This is a genomic window from Cupriavidus sp. CER-90, from assembly GCF_057652055.1.
The window spans coordinates 287,840-309,610 of sequence record NZ_JBYGYM010000002.1; the positions used below are offsets into that span (position 1 = coordinate 287,840).

Here is a 21,771-nt window from a genome sequence, read left to right on the forward strand (position 1 = left end):
CCGATACAGGAAGCCACGATGACCGCAGCCAATCCGTTCCGCGTCGCCGCCATCCAGACCGTGACGGGCACGTCGCTCGACGACAACCTTGCCCGCGCCGACGCGCTGATCGCGGAAGCCGCCCATGGCGGTGCCGGCCTGGTATTGCTGCCCGAGTACTTCTGCATGATGGGCCGGCATGAATCGGACAAGGTAGCCATCCGCGAGCGCGACGGCGACGGCCCGGTGCAGCGATTCCTGGCCGATGCCGCGCGCCGGCACCGGATCTGGCTGGTGGGCGGCACGCTGCCGATGTGGTGCGCAGACGACAATCGCGTCTACAACGCGTCGCTGGCCTTCGACCCGCACGGGGCACGCGTGGCGCGCTATGACAAGATCCACCTGTTCGGCTTTACCAAGGGCGACGAGAACTTCGACGAATCGCGCACGATCCTGGCCGGCAAGACGCCCGTGGCGTTCGATGCACCCTGTGGCCGCGTGGCGATGTCGATCTGCTACGACCTGCGTTTTCCCGAGCTGTACCGGGGGCTGGCAAAGGACCGGGAAGGCGTCAGCTTGATTCTGATGCCGGCCGCCTTCACCTACACCACCGGGCAAGCCCACTGGGAAATCCTGCTGCGCGCCCGCGCCATCGAAAATCAATGTTATGTGCTGGCTGCTGCACAAGGCGGCAAGCATGACAACGGCCGCCGCACCTGGGGGCATTCGATGCTGGTGGACCCGTGGGGTGAACTGATGGCCGTGCTGCCCGAAGGCGAAGGGGTGGTGTCGGGCGTGGTGGATCCGGCCCGGCTGGCCGAAGTGCGTCAGAACCTGCCGGCACTGCGCCATCGCGTACTGTAGGATTCAGGGCATTACTGTTTGCATTTCCCCGTGGCCCGGGTCGCCATGGGGTTCAAGACAAGGACAATCATGAACGCCGGAGATCTCGGAATTCGCAACCTGGCCACCGCGCAACAGCTGCTGCTGGCACCGTACGGCCTTGACGAGGCCACGCTCCAGCGCGTGCTGGCCGACATCTTCACGCACAAGGTGGATTACGCCGACCTGTACTTCCAGCACACCCGCAACGAGGCGTGGAGCCTGGAGGAAGGCATCGTCAAGTCGGGCAGCTTCAGCATCGACCAGGGCGTGGGCGTGCGCGCCGTATCGGGCGACAAGACCGCCTTTGCCTATTCGGACGACATCAGCCTGGCTGCGCTGTCGCAGGCCGCCGCGGCCACGCGCACGATCGGCCGCGCCGGTAGCGGCCGCGTCAAGGTGGCCGGCAGCATGGCGTCGCATACGGGCCGCAACCTCTACGCGCCCAACGACCCGCTCGATTCGATGACGGCCACCGAGAAGGTGGCGCTGCTGGAAAAGATCGAGAAGCTGGCCCGCGCCAAGGACCCGCGCGTGGTGCAGGTCATGGCCGGCCTGGCCGGTGAATACGACGTGGTGCTGGTGGCGCGCAGCGACGGCGTGATCGCCGCCGACGTGCGCCCGCTGGTGCGCGTGTCGGTCACGGTCATTGCCGAACAGAACGGCCGCCGCGAGATCGGTTCGTCCGGTGGTGGCGGCCGCTACGCGTATGGCTACTTCACCGACGACCTGCTGCGCAAGTACGTGGACGAGGCCGTGGCGTCCGCGCTGGTCAACCTGGAGGCGCGTCCCGCCCCGGCCGGCGCAATGACCGTGGTGCTGGGCCCGGGCTGGCCCGGCGTGCTGCTGCACGAAGCCGTGGGCCATGGGCTGGAAGGCGACTTCAACCGCAAGGGCTCGTCGGCCTTCGCCGGCCGGATGGGCGAGCGCGTGGCCGCCAAGGGCGTGACCGTGGTGGACGACGGCACCATCGAGAACCGCCGCGGATCGTTGAATCTGGACGACGAGGGCAACCCGACCCAGTGCACCACGCTGATCGAGGACGGCATCCTGACCGGCTTTATCCAGGACACGCTCAACGCGCGCCTGATGAAGATGCCGGTCACCGGCAACGCCCGCCGCGAAAGCTACGCCGCGCTGCCGATGCCGCGCATGACCAACACCTACATGCTGAACGGCGACCGCGACCCGCAGGAAATCATCGCCAGCGTCAAGCGTGGCCTGTATGCCGTGAACTTCGGCGGCGGCCAGGTGGACATCACCAACGGCAAGTTCGTGTTCTCGGCCAGCGAGGCCTACATGATCGAGGACGGCAAGATCACGTACCCGGTCAAGGGCGCAACGCTGGTCGGCAACGGCCCCGAATCGCTGAAGGACGTGACGATGATCGGCAACGACATGCGCCTGGATTCGGGTGTGGGCGTCTGCGGCAAGGAAGGCCAGAGCGTGCCGGTCGGCGTGGGCCAGCCCACGCTGCGCATCGAGAACATGACGGTGGGCGGCACGGCCTGATGGCCCGGACTGCCTGACCTTTAGACAAGCGGCCGCATCAGCGGCCGTTTTCTTTTTCCGTCGCGATCAGGGCCTGACCTCAAAAACCAGGTTGAACGGCGTCTGCGCCGCGCGCCGGAAGCCGTGGAAGCCGCCCTGCTCCGCCACGCCGCGCAGGCGCGCCTCGCCCGCCTGCGCGCCCAGGCACATGGCCCCTTCCTGCGAACGCGACCCCGGCGTGCAGATGAACGTCGACGCCGAATAGAACACGCGCCCCACCGGGTTCAGGTTGTCCTGCAGGTTGTCGTTGGCAAACGGCTCGACGATCATCCAGCAGCCGTCTGGCTTCAGGGCGTCCCGGATATGGCGCGCGGCGCCCACCGGATCGCCCATGTCGTGCAGGCAGTCGAATACCGTCACCAGATCGTAGCCGGCGCCCGGAAAATCCTTGGCCGACGCCACCTCGAAGGTCACGCGGTCGCCCACGCCGGCGCGGCGCGCGGCTTCGGCGGCATGGCGGATCGACGGCTCGTGGTAGTCGAATCCGCGAAAGGTGGCCAGCGGGAAGGCCTGCGCCATGATGATCGTCGAAGCGCCATGGCCACAGCCGACATCGGCCACGGCAGCCCCGGCCGCCAGCCTGGCTTCCATGCCCGACAGCGACGGTATCCACTCGCTGACCAGATGCGCGGCATAGCCGGGCCGGAAGAACCGCTCCGTGCCATGGAACAGGGCAGGATCGTGCTCGTGCCAGCCCAGGCCACGCCCATTTCGGAAAATATCGATCATCTTCGGGATGGCACGAAATTGCGCCACGGCAATCTGGAACGCCCCCGGAATGAAGGCGGGACTGCCCTCCTGCGCCAGCGCGAACGCCTGCTCTTCGGTCAGCGAGAACATGTCGGTGGCCGCGTCGTATTCGACATAGCCGCTGGCGGCCTGCGCCGACAGCCATTCGCGCAGGTAGCGCGGGTCGGTGCGCGTTTTTTCGGCCAGCATGGCCGCCGTCATCGGCTTTTCCGCCATGGCCTTGTACAGGCCCAGCTCGTCGCCCACCACCACCGTCGCCGCGTGCATCACGGCGCCCAGATCCTGGACGAACCGCTCCATGAAGGCGTTCAGCTTTTTTTCATCGACAGACATGATCGGCACCTCCCCTGCTCCACTTTTCTTGTTCGGTGCGCGCGGCAGCACGCAATACCAATATAGGCAGCAGGGACACTCTGCATTTGCTTAAATCTGTTGCACCTGCCGCTTGCCAGCGCCGTGGAAACGCGCTATAAAGATGCTTCGTTGTCGCGCGGGCGGCGACCGCACCCGCCAGTTTTCGGGATTGCGGCGCAATAAAATGCCCAGCTCTCTCGCGCCGCAGCATAAATTTCACGCATCAGCGTAAAACCGACACAAGCTCGCTACAGCCGATCCGATTTCCGCCATGTCCGCCAAGTTTTACTTTTACTTCTTTTGGCATCTCACACCGCTGGCGGATAGAGAGGGACAGCTGTAGGCAGCCCTGAATACAAAGAAACCGCCAGCGAACCTGGCGGTTTTTTTATGCCCGCCGGTCGCCACGCAGAACCCCAACCAGACCCACGACCTCACAAGACCCGGAGCCATCATGCTGAAGAACACCGACGACCTGCGTATTCGAGAACTCAAGGAACTGCTGCCGCCCGCGCACCTGATCCGCGAGTTCGCCTGCTCCGAGGCGGCGTCCGACGTGATCTATGGCGCCCGCCAGGCCATGCACCGGATCCTGCATGGCATGGATGACCGCCTGATCGTCATCATCGGACCGTGCTCGATCCATGACACGCGCGCGGCCCTGGAATACGCCAAGCTGCTCAAGGTGCAGCGCGACCGCTTCGCGGGCGAGCTCGAGGTCGTCATGCGTGTCTATTTCGAAAAGCCGCGTACCACGGTGGGCTGGAAGGGGCTGATCAACGATCCGCACATGGACGGCAGCTTCAAGATCAACGACGGCCTGCGCACCGCACGCGAAGTGCTGCTGAACATCAGCGAAATGGGCGTGCCGACCGGCACCGAGTACCTGGACATGATCAGCCCGCAATATATTGCCGACCTGGTCAGCTGGGGCGCCATCGGTGCGCGCACCACGGAATCGCAGGTGCACCGCGAGTTGGCGTCGGGGCTGTCGTGCCCGGTCGGCTTCAAGAACGGCACCGACGGCAACGTGAAGATCGCCGTCGATGCGATCAAGGCCGCCTCGCAGCCGCACCATTTCCTGTCGGTGACCAAGGGCGGCCACTCGGCCATCGTGTCGACGTCGGGCAACGAGGACTGCCACATCATCCTGCGCGGCGGCAAGACGCCGAACTACGACGCCGCCAGCGTGGCGGAAGCCTGCGATGCCATCTCGAAGGCCGGCCTGGCCGCGCGCCTGATGATCGATGCCTCGCACGCCAACAGCAGCAAGAAGCATGAAAACCAGCTGCCGGTCTGCGAGGACATCGGCCGCCAGGTGGCCGGTGGCGACCAGCGCATCATCGGCGTCATGGTGGAATCGCACCTGGTGGCCGGCCGCCAGGACCACGTCCAGGGCACGCCGGTGGAAAACCTGACCTATGGCCAGTCGGTCACCGACGCCTGCATCGGCTGGGACGATTCGCTGTCGATCCTGGAAACGCTGTCCAATGCGGTGAAGCAGCGCCGCCTGGCCACGGGCAGCGGCAACTGATTGGCTGTCATGCGACAAGCGGCAACGCCGACCTTCGGGTCGGCGTTGTTTTTTGGGCGCGCGTCAACAAAAAACCGCCCCGGAGGGCGGCTTTCGCTGGGCGACGGCAACAGGGTAACGGGGCAACAGGGTAACAGGGTAACAGGGTAACGTGCGGGCGCTTACTTCTTCAGCACCAGGTCGCCCTTCAGCGAACCGATATAGGCGGCGATATCCCGCAGTTCGGCGCGCGTGAACGGACGCGGCTTGCCGTCCTTGCCGGTCACGGCCGGGTTGCTGTTCACCTGCCCGGCCATGATGGCATTGGTGCGGCCCACCAGCGGGTTGCCGCTGACCTGGTAGGACGCCAGCGCGTGATAGAGGTAGTCCGGATGCTGGCCAGCCAGCTTCGGATAGTCGGGCGAAATCGGCGCGTTCAGGTCCTTGCCGTGGCAGGCCACGCAGCCGCCCTTTTCCACCAGTGCCTTGCCGGCCGCGATATCGGCCGCCGAGGCGGACATGGCAGTAACGCCAAGCGCGACGGCACCCAGCACGAACGAAACAGCTTTCAGCATCTTCATGATCAGGGGCCTTTTACTTGAGCGGATTGTTCTGCGTGTCGCCCTTCTGCTGCGAGTAATACGCAGCCACGGCGGCGATGTCCTGGTCGGACAGGCTGTCGGCAATCCCCCGCATGGTCGGATGCTTGCGATCACCCTTCTTGTAGCCGTGCAGCGCGTTCTCGATGTACTTGGCGCTCTGGCCGCCAAGCATGGGCACCTGATAGACCTCGGGGAACGACGCACGATAACCCGGAATGCCATGGCAGCCGATGCACATGGCCACTTTGTCGCGGGCGGTGTCGACATTGCCCTTGTCCTGGGCATGCGCTGCCGTTGCGGCCGCGCCCAACACTACCATCGTGAGGAGCTTTTTCATTTTCGTAGCTGATTGGGAAGTGTTAAACCGCGTGTGACCTGCCCCTGCTGGGGCGCCAGACGGCGTGCTACGAATGGGGATGGGGAGCGGATTGCCGGAGATCTGCCACGGGCGAAGCCGGTCAGACAAAGGCGCAGCCGGGGCGATATGCTGATGTGCCGCGGTGCTCTAACACCATTCTGCAACCATCTCGCGCTGTTGCCGCCTCCCGGTGATCTGCCATGTCTCTGGTGACAGAACTGCCGGGCGTGAGGAGGATATTGACTGGGGGGCGCGTCAAACCGGCGCATTGTACCGCAGCGTGCACGCGCCAGTCCACGGCGTGCGCCTTGGGGTGAGCCCCACTGAACGCGAATGTCGATCTGCTCTTATACTGGCCCATTCCGGCCGAATCTGGGGTTGTTGCCGCCCGTTGTTGCACGATTTCGGCCCAGCCGGTTGTTGTTTCCCATTGTCATTCGACCGGCCTGCCTGGCAGGCCGGCAGCGATACACCCAGGTTGCCTCATGTCCACCTCCGCCAACGCCAACGCCAATCCGTCCCAGCAGGTCAAGTTCGAAGGTAGCGCCCAGTATGTGGCCACCGACGACCTGAAGCTGGCCGTCAACGCCGCGCGCACGCTGCAGCGCCCGCTGCTGATCAAGGGCGAGCCCGGCACCGGCAAGACCATGCTGGCCGAGGAAGTGGCCGCCGCGCTGGGCATGCCGCTGCTGCAGTGGCACATCAAGTCGACCACCAAGGCCCAGCAGGGCCTGTACGAATACGATGCGGTGTCGCGCCTGCGCGACTCCCAGCTTGGCGACGACCGCGTCCACGACATCAAGAACTACATCGTCAAGGGCGTGCTCTGGCAGGCCTTCGAAGCCGAGCAGCCCGTGGTGCTGCTGATCGACGAGATCGACAAGGCCGATATCGAATTCCCGAACGACCTGCTGCGCGAACTGGACCGCATGGAGTTCTACGTCTACGAGACGCGCGAACTGATCAAGGCCCGCCATCGCCCGCTGGTCATCATCACGTCGAACAACGAAAAGGAACTGCCCGACGCGTTCCTGCGCCGCTGCTTCTTCCACTACATCAAGTTCCCCGACGCCGAAACGATGCAGCAGATCGTTGACGTCCACTACCCCGGCATCAAGCGCGAGCTGGTGGCCGCGGCGCTGGAGGCGTTCTATGAAATGCGCAACCTGCCGGGCCTGAAGAAGAAGCCCAGCACGTCGGAACTGATCGACTGGCTCAAGCTGCTGATGGCCGAGGACATCCCCGCCGAGGCATTGCGCAGCCCCGACCGCAAGGCCTCCATTCCGCCGTTGCATGGCGCTTTGCTTAAAAACGAGCAGGACGTGCACCTGTTCGAGCGCCTGGTGTTCATGAACCGCGCCAACCGCTGACCGACATAGGCGAATGACGATGACAAAGTTCGTCCAGCCCGTCACGCTGACCGGGCAACACGCCACGCTGGCGCCGCTGTCGGCCGGGCACCTGTCCGGCCTGCGCGAGGCCGCCGCCGACGGCGAACTGTTCCGCCTGTGGTACACCAGCGTGCCCACACCCGAGGGTATGGCCGCCGAGATCGAGCGCCGCCTGGGCCTGCAGGCGCAGGATTCGATGCAGCCGTTCACGGTGCTCGCCGCCGATGGCCGGGTGGCCGGCATGACCACGTACATGAATATCGACGGCAAGAACCGCCGCGTCGAAATCGGCTCCACGTGGTACGCCAAGCGCGTGCAGCGTACCGCGCTCAACACCGAGTGCAAGCTGATGCTGCTGCGCCATGCGTTCGAGACACTCGACTGCATCGCCGTGGAATTCCGCACGCACTGGATGAACCACCAGAGCCGCGCGGCCATCGCGCGCCTGGGCGCCAAGCAGGACGGCGTGCTGCGCAACCATCTGCGCATGCCCGATGGATCGTTGCGCGACACGGTGGTCTTCTCGATCATCGCCAGCGAATGGCCCACGGTGCGCGCGCATCTGCAATACCAGCTCGAACGTCCGCGTTGATCGGAGTCAAGCCATGCTGATCGACTTTTTCTTCTCGCTGCGCCACGCCAAGCTGCCGGTATCGGTCAAGGAATACCTGACCATGCTCGAAGCCCTGCGGGCGCAGGTCATCTCGCCGTCGATCGACGAGTTCTACTACCTGTCCCGCATGACGCTGGTCAAGGACGAGAAGCACTTCGACAAGTTCGACCAGACTTTCGCCGCGTACTTCAAGGGCGTGGAAAGCCTGGTGGACTGGAAGAGCGACATCCCGCTGGACTGGCTGCAGAAGACACTGGAGCGTGAACTGTCCGCCGAGGAGAAGGCCAGGATCGAAGCCATGGGCGGGCTCGACAAGCTGATGGAGCGCCTCAAGCAGCTGCTGGAAGAGCAGAAGGAAAAGCACGAAGGCGGCAACAAGTGGATCGGCACCGGCGGCACATCGCCGTTTGGCCATGGCGGCTACAACCCCGAGGGCATCCGCATCGGCGGGCCGTCCAAGGGCAACCGCACCGCGATCAAGGTCTGGGAATCGCGCGCCTACAAGGACTACGACGACCAGGTGGAACTGGGCACGCGCAACATCAAGGTGGCGCTGCGCCGCCTGCGCCGGTTTGCACGCGAGGGCGCCGATACCGAGCTGGACCTCGACGACACCATCCACTCCACGGCGGCCAACGCGGGCATGCTCGACATCAAGCTGCGGCCCGAGCGCCACAACAAGGTCAAGGTGCTGATGCTGATGGACGTGGGCGGCTCGATGGACGACCACATCAAGCGCGTGGAAGAGCTGTTCTCGGCCACCAAGACCGAGTTCAAGCACCTGGAATACTTCTACTTCCACAACTGCCTGTATGACTACGTGTGGAAGAACAACCGGCGCCGCCACGCGGAAAAGATCGCCACGTGGGATCTGATGCACAAGTACACGCCGGACTACAAGGTGATCTTCGTCGGCGACGCGACGATGAGCCCTTACGAAATCCTGCAGCCCGGCGGCTCGGTCGAGTACAACAACCCCGAAGCGGGCGCGGTCTGGCTCAATCGCATGATCGAGCAGTTCCCGCGCTTTGTCTGGCTCAATCCCGAGCCGGAAGGCCTGTGGCAATACCGCCAGTCGATCACGGTCATCAACCAGATCATGAAGAACCGCATGTATCCGGTCACGCTGGCGGGGCTGGAAGAAGCGATGAAGGTGCTGTCGAAGTAATGGCAGTCATGGGCCGGTGGCGGGGGCGCGGCCGGCCGGTCACGCCACCACGTCAACGCCTTCCATCAGCCACTGCCGGAACGTCAGCAACGCCGGCAGGTGGGCCTTCTGCTCCGGATAGCACAGGTAGTAGCCCTTCCTGGCCAGCACGCGCGCCGGGTGCGCCACGGTCAGCGTGCCGGTGGCCAGTTCCTCCTCGATCAGGCAGCGCGGGATCAGCGCGATGCCCAGCCCGGACATGGCTGCCTGCGTCAGCAGCGTGAACTGGTCGAAACGCGCCCCGCTCCACGCCTGCCTCGTCGATACACCGAGTTCCGACAGCCAGTCCGGCCATGCCTCGGGCACGGTCGTATGGTGCAGCAGCGGGTATCTGAGCAGCGCGGCCGGCGTCCGGGCCACGCCATCGGGTTCGTGCCCGAGCAGCCCGGGCCGGCAGACCGGCAGCACCTCGCGGCCGGTCATGTAATCGGCCAGGCTGCCCGGCCAGACGCCGTCGCCAAAGCGGATGGCCGCATCGAGATCGGGTTGGGAAAAGTCGTAGCCCTGCGCATGGGGCACGAATTCGAGCGTGACCTCCGGATGCCTGGCGAAGAACTGCGGCAGCCTCGGAATCAGCCACTTCGCACCGAGCGTGGGCATGCTGGCGATATGCAGGATGCCGCCGCGCCCCTGGCGTGCAATCAGTTCCACGCTGGCGGCCTCGATCTCGCCGAGACTGGGCCCGATGCGCTCCAGATAGCGCGCCCCCGCCTCGGTCAGCAATAGCCGCTGGCGCACCCGCTCGAACAATTCCACGCCCAGGAACGCCTCCAGGCTCCGCACCTGCTTGCTGACCGCGCCCTGCGTCACATGGAGTTCGCGCGCCGCCACCGTAAAACTGCTATGGCGAGCCGCTGCCTCGAAGGCCATCAGCTCGGTCATCGACGGACACAAGCGCCGCATACTGCACCCCTAACTTCAATACCAAATGGAATGAGCTAGGGATTTTAAATCGTTTGCTACGAAGTTGCATTGGCGCGCAGAATCAGGACGCACAATTTTTTGCATGGCTCCCGAGTTGCACACATTCGAGGCTTCCCATCAGGTCCGCAGAGACCGCCTCACTCTCCTTTCCCTTACCTTTCGACCGGATTCCTTTTCGATGCAACGCCGTCCCCTGCTCAAGATCCTGGCCGCCGCCACTGCCTTTGCTGCCGCCGGCCTGACCCTCCCCGCCTTTGCCCAGGGCTCGTACCCGACCAAGCCGATCACGCTCGTCGTGCCGTTCCCGGCCGGCGGCACCACCGATATCGTCGCGCGTATCGTCGCCGACAAGCTGGGCCAGCAGCTGGGCCAGGCCGTGGTCGTGGATAACCGCGGCGGCGCCGGCGGCAGCATCGGCACCGGCTACCTGGCCAAGGCCGCGCCGGACGGCTACACGCTGGGCATTGCCACCGCTTCCACGCACGGCATCAATCCGGCCGTGTACCCGCGCCTGTCGTACGACGCCACCAAGGACTTCACGACGATCACGAACCTGGCGTCGGTGCCGAACGTGATGAGCATCCACCCGGGCGTGAAGGCCACCGACATGAAGTCGTTCATCGCGCTGGCCAAGTCCGAGCCGAACAAGCTGGCCTATGGCTCGGCCGGCAACGGCAGCGTGTCGCACATGATGGGCGAGCTGTTCAAGATGAGCAGCAAGACCGAACTGCTGCACGTGCCGTACAAGGGCGTGGGCCCGGCGCTGAACGACGCGCTGGCCGGCCAGGTGCAGATCCTGTTCGACAACCTGCCGTCGTCGCTGCCGTTCATCGAAGGCGGCAAGCTGCGTGCGCTGGCCGTGGCCGCGCCCAAGCGCGTGGCCGCCCTGCCGAACGTGCCGACCTTCGCCGAACTGGGCCTGCCCGAAGTGAACGACGCCGCCTGGTTTGGCCTGATCGCCCCGGCCAAGCTGCCGGCCGATATCCAGGCCAAGCTGAACGCCGCCGCCATCAAGGTGCTGGCCATGCCCGAGGTGAAGGCCAAGCTCGAAAAGCTGGGCGCGACCCCGGTGGGCGACACGCCGCAGCACTTTGCGCAGCAGATCGCCACCGAAGTGGCCAAGAACAAGAAGGTGGCAGCCGCCGCCAAGATTTCCCTGGATTAAACCTCACCGGCAGTTCGTATGACCGAAGCAGAACGAAAGACCGCGGAAAGCCCGTACTTCCTGCAGATGCCGGAAGGCGAGAGCGGCCCGCTCTTTCTTGACTCACCGCACAGCTGCACCACGTACCCGGCGGATTTCCGCTACGCCGCCAACCTGCCCCTGCCGCTGCTGCGGCAGGCCGAAGACACGTTCGTGGAACAGCTCTACGCCGATGCCCCGGCACGCGGCATCCCGCTGCTGGCCGCGGGATGCCCGCGCAGCTACCTCGACGCCAACCGCGGCCTGGAGGAAATCGACGCGGCGCTGCTGGACGCGCCCTGGCCGGGCCTGAAGAAGGAAACGTCCAAGACGCGCCTGGGCAAGGGGCTGGTCTGGCGCGTGCTGGACACGGGCGAGCCGATCTACGACCGCAAGCTGAGCGTGGCGGAGCTGCAGGCACGGATCGACAACTACTACCTGCCGTACTACGCGCAGCTGCAGAAGTTGTCGGACGCCGCCGTGGCGCGCCATGGCCGCGTGTTCCACATCAACTGCCACTCGATGCCCAGCGAGGCCGCGAAGTTCGCGACCGAGCATCCGGGCCTGCAGCATCCGGACTTCGTCGTGGGCGACCGCGACGGCACCACGTGCGACACGCGCTTCACCGATCGCGTGGAAGCGGTGCTCAAGGAGATGGGCTACGACGTGTGGCGCAATCATCCTTACAAGGGGGTGGAGATCGTGCGCGTGGTGGGCCAGCCGCATGCCAACCGCCACAGCCTGCAGCTCGAAGTCAACCGCAAGCTCTACATGGACGAGGTGGGCCTGACCCACTCGGCCGGCTTCGACAAGCTCAAGCGCGACCTCAACGCGCTGATGGACGACCTGCTGCGCTTCGCCAGCACGTTCTGAGACACGTCCGGAACGGGCGCTGCAATGGCGCCCGGTGCCCCGGGACACGTCACTTGCGTGTCTCGGGGTTCGCCTGAGTTGCATGAGCACTGGGACATCTGCTACCGCGCACAGGTAATAGCGCCTGATGCGCGCAAGTTGTAAGCAGTTAGAACGAAGGGTAACAAGATTTAGGAACTTCGCCGGCAGGCTTTCCTCTATCATGGCAATCCTTCACCAACCCTCCTTGCTGAATCAGGCAAAGACGATCCCGTGATCAAACGAATTTCCAGACTGTTTGGCAGCCAGCTTCGCTTGCTGACTGCCGCAGTGGCAGGCGCGATCGCGCTGGCCGGCTGCGCCACCGCGCCGACCGACGACACCGCCCAGGCCGCCGCCCCGGCCACGCCGGCCGGCACGCCCGCCACCGCATCGACCGCTCCGGCCAGCGCCGCTGGCGTCAAGCCACCGCCCGTCGTCAACAAGAATCCGCCGACCACCACGGTCACGCTGCCCGACAAGGGCCGCGTGAGCCTGGCCGAGTATCGCGCGCAGATGCGCGAGCAGCTGATGAAGTCGGAGAATGCCACGGCCGACGTGGCGGACTGCGCCGCACATGCCAGTTGGGTGGTGCCGCGTTCGGCGTCCTACGACGCGCTGAAGATCCCCACCGGCGCGCTGTCGGCCGGCCAGGCCGCCGAGGAACGCTGGGAAGGCCGCTTCTCGCCCGGCAAGCAGGCGGTGCCCGTGAGCTCGGTGGTGACCTTCAACGCCACGGCGCACAAGCGCAAGGGCGAGGCCCAGTGGCAACCGGTCAAGGTGCGCTGCGGCTACAACGAGGGGATGATGCTGGCCTACGAGCTGCTCGACAGCAACGGCGACACGATCACCGAGCCGGCGGCAGCGCCGGCGGTGCCCACGGCGGCGTCGCACAGCAAGAAGAAGGGCAAGAGCAGCGCCAAGACATCGTCTGCGTCGAAGTCGACGACCAAATCGACGACCAAATCGACGGCGAGCGCCAAGAGCACGTCTTCCTCCTCCAAGACGAAGAAGAAGAACTGAGGCTGTGGCGCTGTGGCGCTGTCGATATCCGCATCCCTCTCCCACAGGTGGGAGGGATGCGCAGAGGGCCTTGCCTCAGCCCAGATACTCCAGGATCGCCTGCAGCATGGCCGTGCCCAGCAGCGCGCTTTTTGCGCCGTTCCAGCCGACGGCCGCGTCGGGCAGGTCGGCATTGTCCTTGAACGGCATTTCCAGCGTCAGCGCCAGGCAGCCGAAGGTATGGCCGATGTACTTCGAGGCCAGCTTCAGTGCGTCGGCGTTGTACTTGCTGGCGGCGTAGCCGTGCACGTCCTGGAAGTCGGGCGTGGCGCGCTTGAACGCTTCGATAAAGCGTGACTGCTGCTCGCGCTGGGCGTCGGTAAAGCCGGGCAGCATCTCGCTGCCGGCCACGAAGTTGTACGGCAGCGCCTCGTCGCCGTGGATGTCGAAGAAAAGGTCCACGCCGGTGCGCTCGATCGCGCGGCGCACGTGGTAGACCTCGGGGCTCGTTTCCTCGCTCGGCTGCATCCACTCGCGATTCAGGTTCGCGCCGGCCGCGTTGGTGCGCAGGTTGCCGCGCGACGAACCGTCCGGATTCATGTTCGGCACGATATGGAACACGGCGCGGTCCAGCAGCTTGCGCGCGACCGGATCGCCCTGCCACGCGCCGGTGCCGGTCAGGCGCTGCAGCACGCCTTCGCAGAACCACTCGGCCATGCTTTCGCCAGGATGCTGGCGCGCGATCACCCAGATCGTCTTCTTGCCCGGTCCCGGCTGGCCCAGCGTCACGCAGGTCAGGTCGCGGCCATCGACGGTGCTGCCCAGGTGCGTCAGCTTCGCCAGCGGCGACCGCTGGCACGTGGCCAGCAGCGACAGGTGCCGTTCGTCGGAATACGGCTCGAAGTACGCCAGCCACACGCTGTCGTGTTCGGGCGTGAACGCGACGGTCATCGTGGTGCCGTCGTACTGCGTCGGCACCCGGAACCAGTGCGCGCGGTCGTAGGACGCCACGGCGCGGTAGTCGCGCCAGCCGTCGGGATACGTGCACTCGCCGGCGTTCAGGAACTTCAGCCGGCACGCCTGGCCCGCCGCGCCCTGCAGCCGGAAGTGGAACCACTGGCGGAAATCGGCGTGGGAATCGGCGCGGATGCGCAGGCGGATGTCGTCGGCGCGATCGATGGCCACGACTTCAATCGCGCCCGAATCGAACCGCGAGGAAACGTGGAGTGCCGAGGTAGGGAGTGCCGAGGTCATTGAATTTGTCCTTTGTTCCTAGTCTTCCAGGCGGCGGCGGAAAACCCAGCGGGCATCGTCGGAAGCCGCCTTGTCGAACGCGTAGCCGTCTTCCTTGAACCGCTTGAGCTGCGCCGGGTCGGTGACCCGGTGCGTGACCGCGTAGCGGGCCATCGTACCGCGCGCGCGCTTGGCATGGAACGAAATGATCTTGTAGCGGCCGCCCTTCCAGTCCTCGAACACCGGCGTGATGACACGGGCGTCGAGCACCTTGGGGCGCACCACCTTGAAATACTCCTCGGACGCCAGGTTCACCAGCGTGGGCGCGCCCTCGTGCTTGAGGTCGGCCATGTCCTTGTTGAGCAGCTTCGTGACATCGTCGCCCCAGAACGCGTATAGGTCGCGGCCAGCGGCGTTGTCCAGGCGGGTGCCCATTTCCAGGCGGTACGGCTGCATCCAGTCCATCGGGCGCAGCACGCCGTAGAGGCCGGACAGGATGCGAATGTGCTTCTGGGCGAACGCCAGATCGTCGGTGGACAGCGATTTGGCGTCCAGGCCATCGTAGACGTCGCCATTGAAGGCCAGCACGGCCTGCTTGCTGTTGGCGGCCGTGAATTCGGGCGACCAGTCGCCATAGCGCGTCACGTTCAGCACGGCCAGCTTGTCGGAGATATCCATCAGCGACGCCACATCCTGCGGCGCCAGCTTGCGCAGGCGCTCGATCAGCGCGGCGGAACGGTCGATAAAGCGCGGCATCGTGTGGGTCTTGACGCGCGGCGGTGTCTCGTAGTCCAGGGACTTGGCGGGAGACAGGACGATGAGCATGGCAAAATCGCGGGCAGAAACAAAGCTGAGATTGTAGCGAATGCCCACTGAAGTCACCGCCGGCGCCCTGCCCGGCACCTCCGCCCCCCGGGTCGTCCTCGATTCCAATGTCTGGGTCGACCTGCTGGTCTTCCGCGATCCGCACGTCGAGCCGATCCGCGCCGCGCTGGCCTCGGGCGCCATCGCGCCGGTCATCCGGGCCGACTGCCGCGAGGAACTGCGCCGGGTGCTGGCTTATCCGCAATTTGCCCGGTTCGCGGTCGATATCGACGCCGCGCTGGCCGAGGTGGACCGCCTGACCACGCTGGCCCCGGCGCCCGAACCGGCCGACGCCGGCGCCATCCGCCTGCCCAGGTGCCGCGACACCGACGACCAGAAGTTCATCGAGCTGGCGCACTTTGCGCGGGCGGTGCTGCTGGTGTCCAAGGACAAGGCCGTCCTCAAGCTCAGGAGCCGCCTGCGCCGCACCAGCGGTGTGGACGTGCTGACACCGCTGGCCTTCACGGGCTGGCTGGCCGCGCAGACCGCCGCCGAGGCCGCCGGCGCGCCGGGAGCCGTCGCGCCCGCCCCGGCCGGCGATCCCCGCTAGAATGTCGCTCTGGTTTCCTGCCCGGTCCTATTCCGTTTCCGTCCAGTCATGTCCGAATCGACCCTCGCCCCGCTGAATCCGCTGAATCCGCCGCTGTCGCGCCTGCCCAACGTGGGCACCACGATCTTCACCGTGATGTCGGCGCTGGCCGCCGAAAAGAACGCCGTGAACCTGGGCCAGGGCTTTCCGGACTTCGATTGCGACCCGCGCATCGTCGATGCCGTGACCGGCGCGATGCGCGCGGGGCACAACCAATACCCGCCGATGGCCGGCGTGCCGAAGCTGCGCCAGGCCATCGCCGGCAAGATCGCCAGTCTGTACGGCCATCAGTACGACTGGAACACCGAAATCACGGTCACGGCCGGCGCCACGCAGGGGCTGCTGACGGCCATCCTGTGCGCCGTGCACCCCGGCGACGAAGTCATCGTGCTGGAGCCGTGCTACGACAGCTACCTGCCGTCGATCGAACTGGCCGGCGCCAAGGCCGTGCCGGTGCGGCTGGAAGCCCCGCTGTTCCGCATCCCGTTCGACAAGCTGGCCGCCGCGATCACGCCGAAGACGCGCATGATCATGATCAACACGCCGCACAACCCCACCGGCACGATCTGGCGCGCGGAAGACATGCGGCAACTGGCCGACCTGCTGGCCGGCACCGACATCCTGCTGCTGTCCGACGAGGTCTACGAACACATGGTCTACGACGGCCAGCAGCACGCATCGGTGTCGCGCCACCCCGAACTGGCGCGCCGCAGCTTCGTGGTGTCGAGCTTCGGCAAGACCTATCACGTCACGGGCTGGAAGGTCGGCTACGTGGCCGCGCCGGCCGCGCTGATGAACGAATTCCGCAAGGTGCACCAGTTCAACGTGTTCACGGTGAACACGCCGGTGCAGCACGGCCTGGCCGACTACATGGCCGACCCGGCGCCGTACCTGGACCTGGCCGGCTTCTACCAGGCCAAGCGCGACTACTTCCGCGCCGGGCTGGCCGATACGCGCTTCAAGCTGCTGCCGTCGGACGGCACATACTTCCAGTGCGTCGACTATTCGGCCATTTCCGATATGAGCGAGGCCGATTTCTCGATGTGGCTGACGCGCGAAATTGGCGTTGCGGCTATTCCGGTATCGGCGTTCTATTCCGCGCCGCGCGAATCGGGCGTGGTGCGCTTCTGTTTCGCCAAGAAGGAAGACACGCTCAAGCTGGCGCTGGAGCGGCTGGCCAGGCTCTGACCGGCCGGGCGGCTATAAGCGCCGCGCATCCCCGCCATGAAGAAAAGCCCCGCTGGCTTCCCGCCGCGGGGCTTTTTGCTTAATTTGGCGCGTTACTTGTTCCGGCTCAGCATCAGCTCGGTGTTGGCCTTGCGTTCGGCGTTGACCTTCTGCACGGTCGGCCGCTCGGCCATCGCCTTCAGGTAATCCTTGACCGGCAGGCCCGCGAGCAGGTCTTCGCCGTAGATGATCTTCGTGCAGGACGAGATCAGCGGCAGATGGCACACGGCGGCGCAGTCGGCCAGCGTGAACGAGTCGCCGGCGATATATGGCGAGAACTTCGCCAGACGGCCGAACGCGGGGATGTACTTGTCCAGCAGGTTGCGCTGGCGTTCCTTGACGCGGTCACTGACCTTGCCGCCGAAGAACGCTTCGGCGTACAGCTCTCGGGCGGTCAGCTCCAGGTAAAGCTCCAGGAACGTGATGATTTCGCGCACCTTGCCGGCCTGGAACGGGTCCTGCGGCAGCAGCGGCGCCTGAATGTAGGTGGCTTCCAGGTATTCGACGATGGTTTCGGACTCGCACAGCGGGCCGGCATCGGTGATGATGTAGGGAACCTTGCCCAGCGGCGATGCCGACAGGTCGGTCTCGCCAATCCAGGCCAGCACTTCCTCGAACGGCAGGTTCTTTTCCAGCAGCGCCAGCTTGACCTTGTTGTAGTAGTTGCTGGCGGCAAAACCGCAGAGCTTCAGCATGTCGTCTATCTCCGAATTGGGATGGAATCGCCGGTGTCGGCCCGGGGCCGCACCGCCGCTGTCTGCCCTGCCAGACTTGGCCGATCAGCGCACGCCGCATGCGCGGCGCCTCTGTCGCGAAAGGTGCAGAAAACGTACGATCGTGCTAATTTAGCCACAACTTTTTTGGACCAACAATGAGCAATTCCACTATCCAGACGCTCGGCATCGTTGGCACTGGCGCCATGGGCCGCGGCATCGCCCAGATCGCCGCGCAGGCAGGCCTGACCGTACACCTGTTCGATACCAACGCCCAGGCCGTGGCCGCCGCGCGCCAGTATCTGCAGGATACCTTTGCCAAGCTGGCCGACAAGGGCAAGATCAGCGCCGCCGACAGCGACGCCGCGCTGGCCCGCGTGAAGGCCGCCGGCGCGCTGGAAGACCTGGCCGGCTGCGACATGGTGGTGGAAGCCATCGTCGAACGCCTGGACGTCAAGCGCGAGCTGGTGGCCAAGCTCGAAGCCATCCTGCGTGAAGACGCGGTGATCGCGTCGAACACCTCGTCGCTGTCGATCACGGCCATCGCCGTGGGTGCGAAGCAGCCGGGCCGTGTGGTCGGCTACCACTTCTTCAACCCGGTGCCGCTGATGAAGGTCGTGGAAGTGATCGATGGCCTGTCCGGCGACCCGGCCGTGGGCGACCGCCTGATGGCGCTGTCGCGCCGCATGGGCCATACGCCGGTGCGCTGCAAGGACATGCCGGGCTTTATCGTGAACCATGCCGGCCGCGGCATGAACATCGAGGGCCTGAAGGCCGCGCAGGAAGGCGTGGCCGAGTTCGTCGACATCGACAACATCATGCGCGAGCAGGCCGGCTTCCGCATGGGCCCGTTCGAGCTGATGGACCTGACCGGGCTCGACGTGTCGCACCCGGTGATGGAATCGATCTACAACCAGTTCTACCAGGAGCCGCGCTACCGCCCGTCGCCGATCACGGCGCTGCGTTCGGTGGGTGGCCTGCTGGGCCGCAAGACCGGCGCCGGCTTCTACGCATACCCCGAAGGCCAGAAGCAGGTGCCCGCCACAAGGCCGGTGCCCGATGCCCGCCCGGCCAGCGTGTGGGTAAGCCGCGCCAACGAACGCGGCCATGCCATGACCGTAAAGCTGCTGACCGCGCTGGGCGTGACCGTCGAGGCGGGCAACCAGCCTTCCGCCGATGCGCTGATCGTGGTCACCCCGCTGGGCCTGGACGCCACCACCGCCGCGCTGGAAGAAGGCCTCGACGCCACGCGCGTGGTGGCCATCGACACGCTGCTGCCGTTCGAAGCCACCAAGCGCCGCACGCTGATGACCACGCCGGCCACCAGCGCCGCCGCCCGCGACGCCGCGCACGGCCTGTTCGCCAGCGATGGCGTGCCCGTGACCGTGATCCGCGATTCGGCCGGCTTCATCGCCCAGCGCATCATCGGCTGCATCGTGAACATCGCCAGCGACATCGCGCAGCAACGCATCGCCACGCCGACCGATATCGACCTGGCCGTCAACCTGGGCCTGGGCTACCCGAAGGGCCCGCTGGCGCTGGGCGACACGATCGGCGCCGCTGTGATCCTGGAAGTGCTGCGCAACATGAACCGCCTGACCGGCGACATGCGCTACCGTCCGAGCCCGTGGCTGTGGCGCCGCGCCGGCCTGGGCCTGTCGCTGCTGACCGAAGAAGCCTGATCGAGTGGGCGCCCCGCGAGAGACACGGGGCGCCCTTTGTGCATTTGCATCAAGAATTCGTTCCAAGATAACGAGGCTGCCATGACTGCCCAGCTGCTGTCCGAACGCGTCGACGCGACGCTCGTGCTGACCATCTCCAACCCGGAGGCGCGCAACGCGCTGCACCCAGACATCTACGCCGCATCGCAGGAAGCCCTTGACGTGGCCACCCGCGACGACTCGATCCGCGCCGTGGTGCTGACCGGGGCCAACGGTGTGTTCTGCGCGGGCGGCAACCTGAACCGCCTGCTGGGCAACCGCTCGCAACCGCCGTCGGTGCAGGCCGAGAGCATCGAGACGCTGCATCAGTGGATCGAATCGTTCCACGCCTTTCCCAAGCCGATCATCGCCGCCGTGGAAGGCCCCGCCGCGGGCGCCGGGTTCTCGCTGGTGCTGGCCTGCGACTACGTGGTGGCCGCCAGCGACGCCAAGTTCGTGATGGCCTACGTCAAGGTCGGCCTGACCCCCGACGGCGGTGGCTCGTATGAAATCGCGCGGATGCTGCCGCGCCAGCTGGCCAGCGAAATCCTGATGGAAGGCAAGCCGGTGGACCCGGCCCGGCTGGCGCACTTCGGCATCGTCAACCGCGTGGTGCAGCCGGGCCATGCGCTGACCGAGGCATTGCGCATCGCCGAAAACCTGGCCAAGGAATCGCCCAACGCCGTGCGCGGCATGAAATCGCTGATCAACCATGCCGGCAGCGCCACGCTGACCGAACACCTGGCCGCAGAGCGCGACAGCTTCGTGGCCGCGCTCCATCACAAGGACGGCGGCGAAGGTATTACGGCGTTCCTTGAGAAGCGCAAGCCGAATTACAGGTAATCGTCACACCTGTAATGCGCCTTCGACAATGATCACAAAATAAAGACACTGCGGAGAGAGACAAAGATGAGCAGCAACGTATCGCACTTTGAAGGTACGCGCCCCGTGGCAGACCAGCAGCGTTTTGATGTGGGCGCACTGGAAGCCTGGATGCGCGAGCATGTCGAGGGCTTTGCCGGCCCGTTGACCGTCGAGCAGTTCAAGGGCGGCCAGTCCAATCCCACGTTCAAGCTGATCACGCCGGGCCAGACCTACGTGATGCGCGCCAAGCCGGGCCCGAAATCGAAGCTGCTGCCGTCCGCCCACGCCATCGAACGCGAATACCGCGTGATGAAGGCGCTGGCCGGCACGGACGTGCCCGTAGCCCACATGTACGCGCTGTGCGAGGACGAAGACGTGATCGGCCGCGCGTTCTACATCATGGAATTCGTCAGCGGCCGCGTGCTGTGGGACCAGTCGCTGCCCGACATGACCACGGCCGAACGCGGTGCGATCTATGACGAGATGAACCGCGTCATCGCCGCGCTGCACTCGGTGGACTACAAGGCCATCGGCCTGGCCGACTACGGCAAGCCCGGCAACTACTTCCAGCGCCAGATCGAACGCTGGAGCAAGCAGTACAAGCTGTCGGAGACCGAATCGATCCCGGCCATGGACCAGCTGATTGCCTGGCTGCCCGAGCATATTCCGCAGGAAGACCTGGACCTGACCAGCATCGTCCACGGCGACTACCGGCTCGACAACCTGATGTTCCATCCGACGGAACCGCGCGTGCTGGCCGTGCTGGACTGGGAACTGTCCACGCTGGGCCACCCGATGGCCGACTTCGGCTACCACTGCATGAGCTGGCATATCGCGCCGGGCCAGTTCCGCGGCATCGCCGGGCTGGACCACAAGGGCCTGGGCATTCCCGACGAGGCCACCTATCGCCGCATGTACGAGCAGCGCACCGGCCGCCAGATCACCGGCGACTGGAATTTCTACCTCGCGTTCAGCATGTTCCGGATCGCCGGCATCCTGCAGGGCATCATGAAGCGCGTGGTGGACGGCACGGCATCGTCCGCGCAGGCCCTCGACGCCGGCAAGCGCGCCCGGCCGATGGCCGAGATGGGCTGGGAGTATGCGAAGAAGTCGGGGGCCTGAGCGGCCCCCCTCCCGCCTGCCGGTCACTGCTCCCCTGCTCCCTTTCCCCACTGCTGGGAAGGGGAGCAAACGTCACCCCTCCGCCCCATGTCATCAGACAACTGAGCACGAACGCGCAGCCTATCCTGCTTTTTCGCAGTGTGCCCCAGCCCTGCACCAGCGTCCCGCCGCCCGCATTGTTGTGACATTTGCCGGCCGCTACCTACGTGTTTTCCCGATAGACCCAATCGAAAAGCGGCCCTACACTGCGTCCATCGTT

The 21,771-nt window shown here is 65.5% G+C and carries 21 protein-coding genes; 14 read left to right on the forward strand and 7 right to left on the reverse strand.

All coding sequences use genetic code 11. From position 1 onward, the window contains the following. Window positions 1-18 precede the first annotated feature (18 nt). Together AC24R4_RS11810 and tldD are read left to right on the forward strand one after the other, a co-directional pair. Window positions 19-843 carry a carbon-nitrogen hydrolase family protein gene (locus tag AC24R4_RS11810; RefSeq protein WP_400395258.1) on the forward strand — a complete coding sequence of 275 codons (825 nt, stop codon included), beginning with the start codon at window positions 19-21 and terminating at the stop codon, window positions 841-843. 69 nt (window positions 844-912) lie between these two features. Next, window positions 913-2,373: a metalloprotease TldD gene (tldD, locus tag AC24R4_RS11815; RefSeq protein WP_153947635.1), complete on the forward strand. Its 1,461-nt coding sequence runs from the start codon at window positions 913-915 to the stop codon at window positions 2,371-2,373. 66 nt (window positions 2,374-2,439) lie between these two features. On the opposite strand, the gene AC24R4_RS11820 is transcribed toward tldD, so the two are convergent. Beyond that, window positions 2,440-3,495 (reverse strand): class I SAM-dependent methyltransferase, encoded by a 1,056-nt coding sequence (locus AC24R4_RS11820; protein ID WP_487523170.1) that lies wholly within the window; start codon window positions 3,493-3,495, stop codon window positions 2,440-2,442. A gap of 475 nt (window positions 3,496-3,970) precedes the next feature. On the opposite strand from AC24R4_RS11820, the gene aroG reads away from it, so the two are divergent. Beyond that, window positions 3,971-5,050: a 3-deoxy-7-phosphoheptulonate synthase AroG gene (gene aroG, locus AC24R4_RS11825; protein ID WP_153947633.1), complete on the forward strand. Its 1,080-nt coding sequence runs from the start codon at window positions 3,971-3,973 to the stop codon at window positions 5,048-5,050. 161 nt (window positions 5,051-5,211) lie between these two features. Here the strand turns inward: aroG and AC24R4_RS11830 are convergent, their stop codons facing one another. Beyond that, on the reverse strand, window positions 5,212-5,610 hold the full coding sequence (locus AC24R4_RS11830; RefSeq protein WP_400393702.1) for a c-type cytochrome: 399 nt from the start codon (window positions 5,608-5,610) through the stop codon (window positions 5,212-5,214). A gap of 13 nt (window positions 5,611-5,623) precedes the next feature. Then, the gene (locus AC24R4_RS11835; RefSeq protein WP_066738862.1) at window positions 5,624-5,968 is read right to left on the reverse strand and encodes a c-type cytochrome; all 345 of its coding nucleotides are present in this window, start codon (window positions 5,966-5,968) and stop codon (window positions 5,624-5,626) included. 506 nt (window positions 5,969-6,474) lie between these two features. Between AC24R4_RS11835 and AC24R4_RS11840 the strand changes: the two genes are divergently transcribed. The 3 genes from AC24R4_RS11840 to AC24R4_RS11850 are packed head-to-tail and all read left to right on the forward strand — an operon-like array spanning window position 6,475 to window position 9,161. Next, the gene (locus AC24R4_RS11840; protein ID WP_400393700.1) at window positions 6,475-7,359 is read left to right on the forward strand and encodes an AAA family ATPase; all 885 of its coding nucleotides are present in this window, start codon (window positions 6,475-6,477) and stop codon (window positions 7,357-7,359) included. A gap of 19 nt (window positions 7,360-7,378) precedes the next feature. Beyond that, window positions 7,379-7,972, forward strand: coding sequence for a GNAT family N-acetyltransferase (locus AC24R4_RS11845; protein ID WP_400393699.1), 594 nt, complete (start codon window positions 7,379-7,381; stop codon window positions 7,970-7,972). A gap of 13 nt (window positions 7,973-7,985) precedes the next feature. After that, on the forward strand, window positions 7,986-9,161 hold the full coding sequence (locus AC24R4_RS11850) for a vWA domain-containing protein (RefSeq protein WP_066738865.1): 1,176 nt from the start codon (window positions 7,986-7,988) through the stop codon (window positions 9,159-9,161). Window positions 9,162-9,200: 39 nt separating this feature from the next. Here AC24R4_RS11850 and AC24R4_RS11855 read toward each other — a convergent pair whose 3' ends face one another. Continuing rightward, a complete protein-coding gene (locus AC24R4_RS11855) occupies window positions 9,201-10,103 on the reverse strand; it encodes a LysR family transcriptional regulator (protein WP_153947628.1) in 903 nt (300 codons plus the stop codon). A gap of 199 nt (window positions 10,104-10,302) precedes the next feature. Here AC24R4_RS11855 and AC24R4_RS11860 point away from each other — a divergent pair, with 199 nt between their 5' ends. The 3 genes from AC24R4_RS11860 to AC24R4_RS11870 all read left to right on the forward strand — a co-directional run bounded on the left by AC24R4_RS11860 (window position 10,303) and on the right by AC24R4_RS11870 (window position 13,221). Continuing rightward, entirely contained in the window at window positions 10,303-11,289 is a 987-nt protein-coding gene (locus AC24R4_RS11860; RefSeq protein WP_400393696.1) for a Bug family tripartite tricarboxylate transporter substrate binding protein, read from the forward strand. Window positions 11,290-11,307: 18 nt separating this feature from the next. Next, window positions 11,308-12,180 (forward strand): N-formylglutamate amidohydrolase, encoded by an 873-nt coding sequence (locus AC24R4_RS11865; RefSeq protein ID WP_400393694.1) that lies wholly within the window; start codon window positions 11,308-11,310, stop codon window positions 12,178-12,180. Window positions 12,181-12,432: 252 nt separating this feature from the next. Beyond that, window positions 12,433-13,221 carry a BspC domain-containing protein gene (locus tag AC24R4_RS11870; protein ID WP_487523171.1) on the forward strand — a complete coding sequence of 263 codons (789 nt, stop codon included), beginning with the start codon at window positions 12,433-12,435 and terminating at the stop codon, window positions 13,219-13,221. Window positions 13,222-13,296: 75 nt separating this feature from the next. Here AC24R4_RS11870 and AC24R4_RS11875 read toward each other — a convergent pair whose 3' ends face one another. Beyond that, complete coding sequence (locus AC24R4_RS11875; RefSeq protein WP_400394085.1) at window positions 13,297-14,454, reverse strand: M14 family metallopeptidase; 1,158 nt, start codon at window positions 14,452-14,454, stop codon at window positions 13,297-13,299. Window positions 14,455-14,472: 18 nt separating this feature from the next. Then, the gene (yaaA, locus tag AC24R4_RS11880) at window positions 14,473-15,258 is read right to left on the reverse strand and encodes a peroxide stress protein YaaA (protein WP_400394087.1); all 786 of its coding nucleotides are present in this window, start codon (window positions 15,256-15,258) and stop codon (window positions 14,473-14,475) included. 40 nt (window positions 15,259-15,298) lie between these two features. Here yaaA and AC24R4_RS11885 point away from each other — a divergent pair, with 40 nt between their 5' ends. Both AC24R4_RS11885 and AC24R4_RS11890 read left to right on the forward strand, forming a co-directional pair. After that, window positions 15,299-15,847 carry a putative toxin-antitoxin system toxin component, PIN family gene (locus tag AC24R4_RS11885; protein WP_400394089.1) on the forward strand — a complete coding sequence of 183 codons (549 nt, stop codon included), beginning with the start codon at window positions 15,299-15,301 and terminating at the stop codon, window positions 15,845-15,847. A 48-nt stretch (window positions 15,848-15,895) separates the two neighbouring features. Continuing rightward, complete coding sequence (locus tag AC24R4_RS11890) at window positions 15,896-17,074, forward strand: pyridoxal phosphate-dependent aminotransferase (RefSeq protein ID WP_400394091.1); 1,179 nt, start codon at window positions 15,896-15,898, stop codon at window positions 17,072-17,074. Window positions 17,075-17,166: 92 nt separating this feature from the next. Here AC24R4_RS11890 and AC24R4_RS11895 read toward each other — a convergent pair whose 3' ends face one another. Continuing rightward, a complete protein-coding gene (locus AC24R4_RS11895; protein WP_400394093.1) occupies window positions 17,167-17,808 on the reverse strand; it encodes a glutathione S-transferase in 642 nt (213 codons plus the stop codon). 176 nt (window positions 17,809-17,984) lie between these two features. On the opposite strand from AC24R4_RS11895, the gene AC24R4_RS11900 reads away from it, so the two are divergent. The 3 genes from AC24R4_RS11900 (at window position 17,985) to AC24R4_RS11910 (ending at window position 21,512) form a co-directional block, all read left to right on the forward strand. After that, the gene (locus AC24R4_RS11900; protein ID WP_400394095.1) at window positions 17,985-19,508 is read left to right on the forward strand and encodes a 3-hydroxyacyl-CoA dehydrogenase; all 1,524 of its coding nucleotides are present in this window, start codon (window positions 17,985-17,987) and stop codon (window positions 19,506-19,508) included. Between the two features lie 81 nt (window positions 19,509-19,589). Then, window positions 19,590-20,369, forward strand: coding sequence for an oxepin-CoA hydrolase, alternative type (locus AC24R4_RS11905; RefSeq protein ID WP_400394097.1), 780 nt, complete (start codon window positions 19,590-19,592; stop codon window positions 20,367-20,369). Between the two features lie 66 nt (window positions 20,370-20,435). Then, window positions 20,436-21,512, forward strand: a complete 1,077-nt coding sequence (locus AC24R4_RS11910; protein WP_400394099.1) for a phosphotransferase — start codon at window positions 20,436-20,438, stop codon at window positions 21,510-21,512. The last annotated feature ends 259 nt before the right edge of the window (window positions 21,513-21,771 follow it).

Coding starts and splice junctions, on each gene's coding strand:
- AC24R4_RS11810 (WP_400395258.1), top strand. CDS start 19: ATGACCGCAGCCAATCCGTTCCGCGTCGCCGCCATCCAGACCGTGACG.
- tldD (WP_153947635.1), top strand. CDS start 913: ATGAACGCCGGAGATCTCGGAATTCGCAACCTGGCCACCGCGCAACAG.
- AC24R4_RS11820 (WP_487523170.1), bottom strand. CDS start 3,495: ATGTCTGTCGATGAAAAAAAGCTGAACGCCTTCATGGAGCGGTTCGTC.
- aroG (WP_153947633.1), top strand. CDS start 3,971: ATGCTGAAGAACACCGACGACCTGCGTATTCGAGAACTCAAGGAACTG.
- AC24R4_RS11830 (WP_400393702.1), bottom strand. CDS start 5,610: ATGAAGATGCTGAAAGCTGTTTCGTTCGTGCTGGGTGCCGTCGCGCTT.
- AC24R4_RS11835 (WP_066738862.1), bottom strand. CDS start 5,968: ATGAAAAAGCTCCTCACGATGGTAGTGTTGGGCGCGGCCGCAACGGCA.
- AC24R4_RS11840 (WP_400393700.1), top strand. CDS start 6,475: ATGTCCACCTCCGCCAACGCCAACGCCAATCCGTCCCAGCAGGTCAAG.
- AC24R4_RS11845 (WP_400393699.1), top strand. CDS start 7,379: ATGACAAAGTTCGTCCAGCCCGTCACGCTGACCGGGCAACACGCCACG.
- AC24R4_RS11850 (WP_066738865.1), top strand. CDS start 7,986: ATGCTGATCGACTTTTTCTTCTCGCTGCGCCACGCCAAGCTGCCGGTA.
- AC24R4_RS11855 (WP_153947628.1), bottom strand. CDS start 10,103: ATGCGGCGCTTGTGTCCGTCGATGACCGAGCTGATGGCCTTCGAGGCA.
- AC24R4_RS11860 (WP_400393696.1), top strand. CDS start 10,303: ATGCAACGCCGTCCCCTGCTCAAGATCCTGGCCGCCGCCACTGCCTTT.
- AC24R4_RS11865 (WP_400393694.1), top strand. CDS start 11,308: ATGACCGAAGCAGAACGAAAGACCGCGGAAAGCCCGTACTTCCTGCAG.
- AC24R4_RS11875 (WP_400394085.1), bottom strand. CDS start 14,454: ATGACCTCGGCACTCCCTACCTCGGCACTCCACGTTTCCTCGCGGTTC.
- yaaA (WP_400394087.1), bottom strand. CDS start 15,258: ATGCTCATCGTCCTGTCTCCCGCCAAGTCCCTGGACTACGAGACACCG.
- AC24R4_RS11885 (WP_400394089.1), top strand. CDS start 15,299: ATGCCCACTGAAGTCACCGCCGGCGCCCTGCCCGGCACCTCCGCCCCC.
- AC24R4_RS11890 (WP_400394091.1), top strand. CDS start 15,896: ATGTCCGAATCGACCCTCGCCCCGCTGAATCCGCTGAATCCGCCGCTG.
- AC24R4_RS11895 (WP_400394093.1), bottom strand. CDS start 17,808: ATGCTGAAGCTCTGCGGTTTTGCCGCCAGCAACTACTACAACAAGGTC.
- AC24R4_RS11900 (WP_400394095.1), top strand. CDS start 17,985: ATGAGCAATTCCACTATCCAGACGCTCGGCATCGTTGGCACTGGCGCC.
- AC24R4_RS11905 (WP_400394097.1), top strand. CDS start 19,590: ATGACTGCCCAGCTGCTGTCCGAACGCGTCGACGCGACGCTCGTGCTG.
- AC24R4_RS11910 (WP_400394099.1), top strand. CDS start 20,436: ATGAGCAGCAACGTATCGCACTTTGAAGGTACGCGCCCCGTGGCAGAC.